The 10,957-nt window shown below is 66.0% G+C and carries 8 protein-coding genes; 5 read left to right on the top strand and 3 right to left on the bottom strand.

The features are described from left to right. Positions 1 to 41: 41 nt before the first annotated feature. The 4 genes from AC1DTQ_RS07710 (at position 42) to AC1DTQ_RS07695 (ending at position 3,402) form a co-directional block, all read left to right on the top strand. The gene (locus tag AC1DTQ_RS07710) at positions 42 to 2,090 is read left to right on the top strand and encodes a SpoIIE family protein phosphatase (RefSeq protein WP_477848925.1); all 2,049 of its coding nucleotides are present in this window, start codon (positions 42 to 44) and stop codon (positions 2,088 to 2,090) included. Next, positions 2,062 to 2,499 carry an ATP-binding protein gene (locus AC1DTQ_RS07705; RefSeq protein ID WP_477848924.1) on the top strand — a complete coding sequence of 146 codons (438 nt, stop codon included), beginning with the start codon at positions 2,062 to 2,064 and terminating at the stop codon, positions 2,497 to 2,499. Before AC1DTQ_RS07710 ends, AC1DTQ_RS07705 begins: the two co-directional genes overlap by 29 nt. After that, positions 2,496 to 2,879 carry an STAS domain-containing protein gene (locus AC1DTQ_RS07700; protein WP_477848923.1) on the top strand — a complete coding sequence of 128 codons (384 nt, stop codon included), beginning with the start codon at positions 2,496 to 2,498 and terminating at the stop codon, positions 2,877 to 2,879. Before AC1DTQ_RS07705 ends, AC1DTQ_RS07700 begins: the two co-directional genes overlap by 4 nt. A 136-nt stretch (positions 2,880 to 3,015) precedes the next feature. Beyond that, positions 3,016 to 3,402: an STAS domain-containing protein gene (locus tag AC1DTQ_RS07695; RefSeq protein WP_477848922.1), complete on the top strand. Its 387-nt coding sequence runs from the start codon at positions 3,016 to 3,018 to the stop codon at positions 3,400 to 3,402. Between the two features lie 217 nt (positions 3,403 to 3,619). Here the strand turns inward: AC1DTQ_RS07695 and AC1DTQ_RS07690 are convergent, their stop codons facing one another. Continuing rightward, positions 3,620 to 5,911: an NADP-dependent malic enzyme gene (locus AC1DTQ_RS07690; RefSeq protein ID WP_477848921.1), complete on the bottom strand. Its 2,292-nt coding sequence runs from the start codon at positions 5,909 to 5,911 to the stop codon at positions 3,620 to 3,622. Between the two features lie 78 nt (positions 5,912 to 5,989). Beyond that, on the bottom strand, positions 5,990 to 7,327 hold the full coding sequence (locus AC1DTQ_RS07685) for a dicarboxylate/amino acid:cation symporter (RefSeq protein WP_477848920.1): 1,338 nt from the start codon (positions 7,325 to 7,327) through the stop codon (positions 5,990 to 5,992). 150 nt (positions 7,328 to 7,477) lie between these two features. Here AC1DTQ_RS07685 and AC1DTQ_RS07680 point away from each other — a divergent pair, with 150 nt between their 5' ends. Beyond that, positions 7,478 to 10,117: a hybrid sensor histidine kinase/response regulator gene (locus AC1DTQ_RS07680; RefSeq protein WP_477848919.1), complete on the top strand. Its 2,640-nt coding sequence runs from the start codon at positions 7,478 to 7,480 to the stop codon at positions 10,115 to 10,117. A gap of 22 nt (positions 10,118 to 10,139) precedes the next feature. On the opposite strand, the gene AC1DTQ_RS07675 is transcribed toward AC1DTQ_RS07680, so the two are convergent. After that, the gene (locus AC1DTQ_RS07675) at positions 10,140 to 10,784 is read right to left on the bottom strand and encodes a response regulator (RefSeq protein WP_477848918.1); all 645 of its coding nucleotides are present in this window, start codon (positions 10,782 to 10,784) and stop codon (positions 10,140 to 10,142) included. Between the last annotated feature and the right edge of the window lie 173 nt (positions 10,785 to 10,957).

Below are 10,957 nucleotides of genomic sequence, written 5' to 3'. Positions count from 1 at the left end.
GGAGCATATGATCGGGCCGGGGGATTCATTGGGATACCGGCATGCCCGGAGCAGTTCCACAGCAGCGCAGCGGCACAGCGCCTGCCGACGCTGTGCGTTGGCGCGGCAGCCTGCGCACGCGTATCGCCCTGTGGTCCGGGGCGCTCAACGTGATTCTGCTGCTGCTGATCACCGTCGCCATCGCCTGGGTCGCGCGCGACATGATCCTGGACGACGCCAAGCGCAACACCCGCGCCAGTGCGCAGGAAGCCGCGCAGCGCCTGGCCGTGGCGATGCGTTCGGTGACCATCACCACCGCTGGCCTGTCCGACCTGGTCGCCGCCTCCACCCTGGACCACGACGAACTGACCACCACCCTGCGCGCCATGGTCAGGGCCACCCCCGGCGCCAATGGCGGACTGCTGGTGCTGGAGCCGGTGCATGGGCCACGGCAGGAACAGGGTTACGCGCGCTACATCGCCGCCAACGGCAAGGACCGCGACCTGCTGGCCGACGGTTACGACTACCGCAGCAAGGCCTGGTACCAGCGCACCCTGGCTTCGCCCGGCGGCTGGTGGTCCGAGCCGTACCGCAACCAAACCGCCGGCGGCGTGTGGATGGTCACCTACAACCTGCCCTTGCGCCCGACCGCCCGCGGCGGCAGCGCCCGCGGCATGGTCAGCCTGGACCTGCCGCTGACAACGCTGACCGACCATTTCGAATCACTGGCCAACCTGCCCGGCTGGCGAGTATCGCTGGTGGCGCCGGCCGGCACCCTGGCCGCCAATCCCGAGCCCGGGGTGGCGTTGACGACGACCCTGGACGACTACATCCGGCGCAGCGGCCGCACCGACCTGGCCGGCGCAGCGAACGCGGTGCGACTGCGCCAGGCGGGACAGTTCAGCCATCGGGACACGCGCAGCGGCGAACGGCGCTACACGGTGGTCGAACCGATCGGTGACAGCGGCTGGTCGCTGCTGGTGGCGCAGTCCTACCAGCTGATCGTGGCCCGCTTGAACGAGGCGCTGTGGCAGTTGGCCGCCGTCGGCTTGCTGCTGGCGCTGATCTCTATGCTGGTGCTGCGGCGCCTGGCCAAGCGCATCAGCCGGCCGGTGGAGCACCTGGCCGAATCCACCACGCGCCTGGCCCAGGGCGAGTACGACTGGCCGGTGCCGCATACCGGACGCAGCGACGAAGTCGGGCGCATGGCGCGCACCCTGGAACACGCGCGCGTTTCCATCCAGCAGCAGCTGGTGGAAATCGGCGAGATGGGTGCGGCGCGGCAGAAACTGGAGAGCGAGCTTTCCATCGCCCGCGATATCCAGCTGGCGATGCTCTCGCCCGCACGGGTGATCGAGCGCGGCGACGCGCGCCTGGAAGCCCACGCGATGCTGGAAGCGGCCAAGGCGGTGGGCGGGGATTTCTACAGCTTCATCGAACGCGGCGACGAACTGTGGTTCGCGATCGGCGATGTCTCCGACAAGGGCGTGCCGGCGGCGTTGTTCATGGCCCGCACCGTGACCGTGCTGGAAGTGGCCGCCCGTTCGTCTTCTTCTCCGGACCAGGTGCTGGCCGAAGCCTCGCGGCGCCTGGTGGAAGGCAACGACACCTGCATGTTCGCCACCGTGCTGTGCGGCCGCATCGACGTGCGCAGCGGACAGTGCACGCTGGCCAACGCAGGCCACGATTCGCCGCTGCTGCTGCATGCCGACGGTCGGGTGGAAACGATCGCGGCCGACGCCGGCCCGCCGGTCGGATTCGAAGTCAGCACTGATTTCCCCCTGTGGCACGGGCGTCTGCAGCCCGGCGACACCCTGCTGGCTTACACCGACGGCGTCACCGAGGCCTTCGATGCCGACAACCAGGCTTTCGGCGGCGAACGCCTGCTGGCAGCGCTGCGTCCCGGTTACAGTGCCGAGGACAATTGCCAGCAGCTGATCGCCGATGTGCACCGCTTCGCCGGTAGCGCGCCGCAATCGGACGACATCACTGTGCTGGCGATACGCCTGGGCCAGCAAGTGGAATTACCGAGAACCACGCTGCCGGAAACCACGCAGTCCGCCACCATCGAGGAGAGCGCGCATGCTGATACGTCTGATCGTCCCGGGTGAACACGCCCGCGTGGAAGACCTCAACACCTCGCTGGAAGCGGTGCTGACCCGGCACGGCATCGACGCGGGCGTGCGCGGCGACGTGCGCCTGATCGTGGAAGAACTGGCCAGCAACGCGATCGCCTACGGAGGCGTTGAAGGCAACGGCATGGGCCAGCACGAACTGTCGGTCAACATCGCCATCGACGGCGACCTGCTGACCTTGGAATTCCGCGACGAGGGCGCGCCCTTCGATCCGCTTTCCACCGCTCCACCCGACCTGGAAGCCGACATCATGGACCGACCCATCGGCGGGCTGGGCCTGTACCTGATCCGGCAGATCGCCGAGGAAACCCACTACCGCCGCGTCGACGACGCTAATCTGCTGCGCGTCTGTCTGCGCATCGCTACTCCGGAGACACTGTCATGAGCCTGGACATCCAGATCCTTCCTCCCGCCAAGGGCAGCCAGCGCGTGGTGTTGGCTGGCCGCCTGGATACCAATACCTATGAAGACCTGGACGAAAAGCTGGCGCCGGTGCTGACCCACAACCTGCAAACGCTGGTACTGGATCTGGCGGGACTGGAATACATCAGCAGCGCCGGCATCCGCTCCATCTTCAAGGCGCGCAAGGCGCTGGGCGGGCATGGCGGTAAGGTGCTGGTGGTGAACCCGCAGGCGCAAATCCAGAAAGTATTCGACGTGGTCAAGGCGGTGCCGATGAACGAGATCTTCTCCTCCACCGCCGAAGCCGACGCTTATCTGGATGCGATGCAGCGCAAAGTGCTGCAAGGCGATGAGGAAGACTGATGCCGGCTCTCACTGCACACCCGTGGGAGCGGTCGTGGGAGCGGCGTCCCGCCGCGAGCTCTACACTTTCGCGACCGCCCCAAAAGCTCGCAGCGGGACGCCGCTCCCACCCTCATGCGGACATGGGACGGCTGCGATGAGTCTGGAGATCGAGATCTATCCGCCGGTCAACGGCAACCAGTACGTGGTGCTGTCCGGTCGCCTGGACACCCAGACTTACGAACAACTCGACGACACGCTGGAGCCGTTGCTCGCCTCGGCCAAACCTACCATGGTGCTGGTGATGGACCTGGCCCGGCTGGAATACATCAGCAGCGCCGGCATCCGCTCGATCCTGCAAGCGCGCAAGGCCCTGGCCCCGGGGGGGAAGGTCTTGGCGGTCCATCCGCAGGCGCAGATCCGCAAAGTGCTGGACATGGTGCAGGCGTTGCCGCTGGGCGAAATTTTCGCCACTACTGCGGAGGCTGATGCTTATATCGATAAGTTGCAGCGGGAGATGTTGCAGGGGAGCGATGCGGGGTGATTTGGAGCCCCTCTCCCATCGGGAGAGGGGTTGGGGTGAGGGTACGGCGAAGTCATGAAAGGTGAACCACCATGACTTCGCCACACCTTCAAATGGAAATCCCCAGCCCTTCCAACGTTCACTACAAGCGGACGATCCATGCCCTCATCCGCCCTTCGGGCACCCCGTATCAAGTACGGGGCAGGCTCTTCTCCCGAAGGAGAAGGGAAGCAAAGCGCTATTTTTGCTGCGCCCTAATCTGCGCATCCACCGCCGCGATCGCGGTCATGTTCACTACACGGCGTGGCGTCGCCGAGCTGGTGAGGATGTGCACCGGCTTGGAGATGCCCATCAGGATCGGGCCGATGGCCACGCCGTCGGTCATCACCCGCACCATGTTGTAGGTGATGTTGGCCGCATCGATGTTCGGCAATACGAACAGATTGGCGCGACCGCTGAGCGTGGTGTTGGGCATCATCCGCTTGCGCAGCACTTCGTCCCAAGCGGTGTCGCCCTGCATCTCGCCGTCCATCTCCAGCTTGGGCATGCGCTGGCGCAGCAGTTCGCGCACCTTGCGCATCTTCTGCGCACCGGGGGTGTCGTGGCTGCCGAAGTTGGAGTGCGACAGCAGCGCCACCTTCGGTTCGATGCCGAACAGCTTGAGCCGGTAGGTCGCCTGCAGGGTGGCTTCGGCGATCTGCTCGGCGGTCGGGTCGTCCTGCACGTGGGTGTCGAGGAAGAAGTACGCGCCCTGGTTGTTGATCACCCCGGTCATGGCCGAGGTCGACTGCACGCCCGGATCCAGCGGAATCACGCTGCGCACGTAGCCCAGCTTCTTGTGGAAGCGGCCGACCATGCCGCTGATCAGAGCATCGGCTTCGCCGCGCGCCACCATCACCGCTGCGATCAGGGTGGGTCGCGAACGCATCAGGTTCTTGGCCGCCGCCGGAGTCACGCCGCGACGTTCGGTCAGCGCGTGGTAGTACTGCCAGTAGTCGTTGAAGCGCGGATCGTCGTCCTGGTTAGTGAGTTCGAAGTCCACGCCCTCGCGCATGCGCAGGCCCAAGCGATCGATGCGGGTCTGGATCACGTCCGGGCGGCCGATCAGGATCGGGAAGGCAAGGCCTTCGTCGATCACCGTCTGCACCGCGCGCAGTACTACTTCCTCTTCGCCTTCGGCATAGACCACGCGCTGCTTGTCGGCGCGGGCGCGGTCGTAGACCGGCTTCATCATCAGGCTGGTGCGATAGACGAACTGGCCGAGTTTCTCGCGATATGCATCCATGTCCGCGATCGGGCGCAGGGCTACGCCCGAATCCATCGCCGCCTGCGCCACTGCGCCGGCCAGCTCCACCAACAGACGCGGGTCGAACGGGCGCGGGATCAGGTATTCGGGACCGAAGCAGGGAATCTCGTCGCCATAGGCCGCGCCCAGGTCCGAGGCTTCGCGACGCGCAAGCGCGGCGATGGCTTTGACGCAGGCGGTCTTCATCGCCTCGTTGATCACCGTGGCGCCCACGTCCAGCGCGCCGCGGAAGATGTAGGGGAAGCACAGCGCGTTGTTGACCTGGTTCGGGTAGTCCGAACGGCCGGTGGCGATGATGCAGTCCGGGCGCACGAGCTTGGCGTGTTCCGGCAGGATTTCCGGGTTGGGGTTGGCCAGGGCCAGGATGATCGGCCGCTCGGCCATGGTCGCGACCATTTCCGGCTTGAGCACGCCGGCGGCGGACAAGCCCAGGAAGATGTCGGCGCCATCGACGATGTCGGCCAGCGTGCGTTTGTCGGTGTCGCGCGCGTAACGCGCCTTGTCCGGATCCAGATGGGCACGGCCGGTGTAGAGCACGCCGTCGCGATCGACGGCCAGGATGTTCTCCGGCTTCAGGCCCAGCGCCACCAACATGTCCAGGCAGGCGATACCGGCGGCGCCGGCGCCGCTGGTGGCCAGCTTCACTTCGCCGATCTTCTTGCCCACCACTTCCAGCGCGTTGTATATCGCCGCGCCGACGATGATCGCGGTGCCGTGCTGGTCGTCGTGGAACACCGGGATCTTCATCCGCTCGCGCAGCTTGCGCTCGACGATGAAGCACTCCGGCGCCTTGATGTCTTCCAGATTGATGCCGCCGAAGGTCGGTTCCAGCGAGGCGATGATGTCGACCAGTTTGTCGGGATCGTTCTCGTCGATCTCCAGGTCGAACACGTCGATGCCTGCGAACTTCTGGAACAGCACGCCCTTGCCTTCCATGACCGGTTTACCGGCCAACGGTCCGATGTTGCCCAAGCCCAGCACCGCGGTGCCGTTGGTGACCACGGCGACCAGATTGCCGCGCGCGGTCATCTCGCTGGCCGCGTTGGGGTCCTCGACGATGGCCTCGCAGGCGTAGGCGACGCCCGGCGAATAGGCCAGAGCCAGATCGCGCTGGGTGACCATCGGCTTGGTCGGCGCGATCTTGATCTTGCCCGGCGGCGAAATGCGGTGGTATTCCAGCGCGGCCTGTTTGAAATCCGAGTTCTTCTGATCTTCGTTCGACATCGACACATCATCCGTGGACTGGACCAGGATTCTACGGGATCGCACCCGACCTGAGGCTGAGGCCGCGTGGCGCAAGGTTCAGTCCGCGTCGCCCAATACCGCCTGGCCCGGTCCGGCGAAAGGTCCCGGCACCACGGTTTCCGGCGCTTCGATCAAGCCGCCTGGACCGGCATCGAGTTCGGCGCGCAGCCGCGCCACGTCCAGCTCGCCTTCCCACTTCGACACCACCAGCGTGGCCACGCCATTGCCGATGATGTTGGTGATGGCGCGCGCTTCGCTCATGAAGCGATCGATGCCCAGGATCAGCGCCAATCCCGCCACCGGCACCGAGGGCACCACTGCCAGGGTGGCCGCCAGGGTGATGAAGCCGGCGCCGGTCACGCCCGAAGCGCCCTTGGAGGTGAGCATGGCGACCAGCAGCAGCGTCAGTTGTTGCGGCAGGCTCAGATCGATGTTCATGGCCTGGGCGATGAACAGCGCGGCCATGGTCAGATAGATGTTGGTGCCGTCCAGATTGAACGAATAACCGCTGGGGACCACCAGGCCGACCACCGATTTCGGGCAGCCCAGCTTTTCAAGCTTCTGCATCAGCGGCACCAGCGCCGATTCGGACGAGGACGTGCCCAGTACCAGCAGCAGTTCGCCGCGGATGTAAGCCAGGAACTTGAGGATGGAGAAACCGGTGATCCGCGCCACCGTGCCCAGCACCACCAGCACGAAGATGGCGCAGGTGGCGTAGAAGCCGCCCATCAGCTTCATCAGCGGGCCCAGGGCGTCCACACCGTACTTGCCGATGGTGAAGGCCATAGCGGCGCCGGCGCCGATCGGCGCCAGCCGCATGATCATGCCCATCATGCGGAAGAACACTTGCGACATGGAGTCGAAGAAGCCCAGCACCGGCTTGGCCTTCTCGCCCACCGCCATCAGGGCGAAGCCGAACAGGCAGGCGAGCAACAGCACCTGCAGCAAGTCGCCATTGCCGGTGAAGGCTTCGGTGAAGGTCTTGGGAATGATGTGCAGCAGGAAGTCGGTAGTGCTCTGCTCGTGCGCTTTTTCCGCGTACTTGGATACCGCTTCGGCGTCCAGGGTGGCCGGATCGACGTTGAAACCGGCGCCGGGCTTCCACAGATTGACCACCAGCAAGCCGATGGCCAGGGCGAAGGTGGAGATCACTTCGAAGTAGAGGATCGCCTTGGCGCCGACCCGCCCCACTTTCTTCACGTCGGCCACGCCGGCGATGCCGATGACCACAGTCAGGAAGATGATCGGCGCGATCAGCATCTTGATCAGCGAGATGAAGCCGTCGCCCAGCGGTTTGAGCGCAACGCCGGTCGCCGGCGCGAAGTGGCCGATCAGCCCGCCGATCACGATGGCGCAGAGGACCCACAGATACAGCCGCGAGGATTTGGCAAGCATGGCGGAACGCTCCGGTGGCGATGACGCTGCCGACAATGGCAGCGTCTGGGTTCCGCACCAATAACGCATTGGTACTAGGGTCTGGCGCAAGCCCGCAGAATGGCCTTCCCGCGCTGGAGAAAAGCCGCGCCCCGCGTGAAGATGCCCGTCATGGTTCCGTCCTTCCGCCCCCGTTTGCGCCAGTTGCTGGCCGGGCTGGCCATCGCGTTAGCGATCGGCCTGCTGAGCGGGCTTGCCGCCTGGCAGGCCGAACGGCGCAGCCTGCAAACCAGCGCCGACCAGGCCCGCGAACAGCTGCGCCTGCATCGCGACACCCTGGACGCCATCGTCGAACGCTATCGCATGCTGCCGGCGGTGCTGGCGCTGGATCCGGAAGTGCGCGACGCGCTGGCCGCCGAGACTCCCGACGCGGCCGTCGTCGAACGGCTCAATCGCAAGCTGGAACAGGTCAACGGCGTCGCCACCACTTCGACCCTGACCCTGCTCGACCGCAACGGCAAGGCGGTGGCGGCCAGCAACTGGCGCTCGCCCAACAGCAACGTCGGCACCGACTACGGTTTCCGTCCGTATTTCCAGCGGGCCATGACCGAGGGCACCGGCGATTTCTATGCGCTGGGCTATACCACCGGCGTGCCCGGCTACTTCCTGTCGCAAGCGGTCCGCGATGCGCAGGGCCGGGCGCTGGGCGTGCTGGTGGTGAAGCTGGTGTTCTCGGAATTGGAAGCGGCCTGGCGCGCATTGCCCGACCCGGTCTTCGTCAGCGACGCGCATGGCGTGATCTTTCTATCCGGCCGCGACCGCTGGCGTTATCTCGACCTGCGTCCCCTCCGCGAAAACGAACGCAGCGAACTGGCGCGCACCCGTCAGTACGGCGACGTGCCGCAGCGCTTGCTGCACTATCGCGAACTGCAGGCATTCGCCCCGGACGTGCGCCGCGTGCGCATGCCCGGCCAGGGCGAACAGATCTGGCTCTCGCAGAACCTGCCCGAACAAGGCTGGACGTTGCACCTGTTGCACAGCACCCGATCCTCGATGATCGCGGCGCGTACGGTCGCCCTCGCGGTGGCCGCCGGCCTGCTGGCGGTGACCTTCCTGCTGCTGTACATCCATCAGCGCCGCCGACTGGCCCGTGTGCGCGAACGCGGCCGGATAGAGCTGCAGCAGCTGGTCGAGCAGCACGCGATCGAACTGCGCACCGCCCAGGACGGTCTGGTGCAGGCCGCCGGCGGCGCCGACTACGGCGAAAGCCCCAGCCTGCAACATCTACCGCAGGGGGTGTCGGTGATCGACGCCGGTCTGCGCCTGGTGGCCTGGAACCGCCGCTACATCGACCTGTTCAAATTTCCCGCCGGCTTCATCCAGGTCGGGCTGCCGATCGAGGATGTCTTCCGTTACAACGCGCGCCGCGGGTTGCTGGGACCAGGTCCGGTCGAGCAAGCCATCGCGCGCCGGCTGGACCACCTGCGTTCGGGCAAGCCGCACATGCATGAACGCGAACGCAGCGACGGAACGGTGATCGAGATCCGCGGCAATCCGCTCCCCGACGGCGGCTTCGTCACCAGCTACGCCGACATCACCGCCTACAAGCAGGCGGCGCGCGAGCTACGTTCGCTCGCCGACGCGCTGGAGCACCGTATCGACGAACGCACCCGCGATCTGGCCGTCGCCAAGAGCGAAGCGGAAGACGCCAACCGCTCCAAGACCCGTTTCGTCGCCGCCGCGGTCCACGACCTGCTGCAACCGCTGAACGCCGCGCGCATGTTCGTTTCCGCGCTGCGCGACAAATTGCAGGAACCGCAGGCGCAAGGACTGGCCGACAACGTGGAGGATGCGCTGGCTGCGCAGGACGCCATCCTCAACAGCCTGCTGGATATTTCCCGACTGGAATCGGGCGCGTTGGAAACCCGCGTGCGGGATTTCGCGCTCGCGCCGCTGCTGGAAACATTGGCGCGCGAGTTCGGCATGCTCGCCCACGCGCGCGGATTGCGCCTGGACTGGGTGCGCACGCGCGCCGTGGTGCGCAGCGACGAAGCGCTACTACGGCGCATCCTGCAGAACTTCCTGTCCAATGCGCTGCGCTACACGCCCAAGGGCCGCATCGTGCTGGGCTGCCGGCGCGCGGAAGGCGGATTGCGCATCGAAGTGCACGACACCGGCCTGGGCATTCCCGAGGCCCGCCAGAAGGAAATCTTCGAAGAATTCCGGCGCCTGGACGACGGCATGGCCGACGATCGCGGCGCCGGCCTGGGGTTGGCCATCGTGGAACGCATCGCGCGCCTGCTGGGGCATCGCGTGGGCCTGCGTTCGAGCGTGGGGCGCGGCAGCTGCTTCAGCATCCTGGTGCCGTGGGGAGATCGCAGTGCGGTCGCCGCGCCGATCATCGAGGCAGCTGCGGCCGAGGACGATCAGGACCTGCGCGACTGCACGGTTTGGTGCGTCGACGACGATCCACGCGTCTGCGAGGCCAGCCGCATGCTGCTGCAACGCTGGTCCTGTCAGGTGGAGGTCGCAGCGGGTGCAAGCGAAGCATTAGCGGCTGCACAACCCGGCGCGGCGCCGCGCCTGTTGTTGCTGGACATGCGCCTGGGCAACATCACCGGCCCCGAGCTGTATCCGCAATTGGTGGAACGCTGGGGCAGCGAACCCATCGTGATCCTGGTGACCGCCGAACAGGACGACCGCGTGCGCGCCATCGCCCGGCAGCAGGGCTGGGGCTTCTTGCCCAAGCCGGTCCGTCCGGCCGCGCTGCGTGCGCTGATCATGCAGAGGCTGATGCGCGAGCAAGCCTGAGATCTCCCGATCCGTTCAGCGGCTAAGGATCGATTCCGCCTTCCTGCTCCAGCGCCTTCACCAGCACCGCCGCCTGCGTGCGGCTATTGCATTCGAGTTTCTTGAGAATGGCGGTCACATGGACTTTCACCGTGTTTTCCGCCAGGCCCAACTCATAGGCGATCTGCTTGTTCAACAAACCGTCGGCGATGCACAGCAGCACGCGGAATTGCTGCGGGGTTAGCTGCGCCAGCCGCGCCGCCAGACGCGCGTCGGATTCCGAGCGCTCGGCTGTGATCGGCGGGAACCAGGTGCCGCCTTCGAGCACCGTTCGCACCGCGGTGCGGATGGTTTCCACTGGCGAGGACTTGGGAATGAAACCGGCGGCGCCGAACTGCTGCGCGCGACGGATCACCGGGGGGTGGTCGTTGGAGGAAATCACGATCACCGGAAGTTCCGGCCGCTCGCCGCGCAGATAGACCAGCGACGAGAATCCGCGCGCGCCGGGCATGGTCAGGTCCAGCAGCACCAGTTGCAGATCCGGATGCTCGGCCAGCAGCGCGGTCAGCGTGGAGGCGCTGGAAGCCTCCACCGTCGAAAGATTTTCCACCGCTCCCTGCAAAGCGTGCAGCACCGCCGCGCGAAACAGCGGGTGGTCGTCGGCTACCAGGATCTTGGTGGTGGTCATGTTTTAAGTCTGGCATGGACGGCGGCCTTGCGATGCGGCTGTGCAGCAGGCGGTTGCGTCCCTTCTCCCACCGGGAGAAGGTGCCCGAAGGGCGGATGAGGGCATGGCAAATCAGCTTGTAATGGACCTTCCCTGGCAAGTCATTCTCCCTCCCTCATCCGTCGCTGCGCGCC

The organism is Pseudoxanthomonas sp. P4_B2 (genome assembly GCF_056402315.1).
The sequence above is the reverse complement of the archived record's forward strand: the minus strand, read 5'-3'. Positions and strand labels throughout refer to the sequence as shown.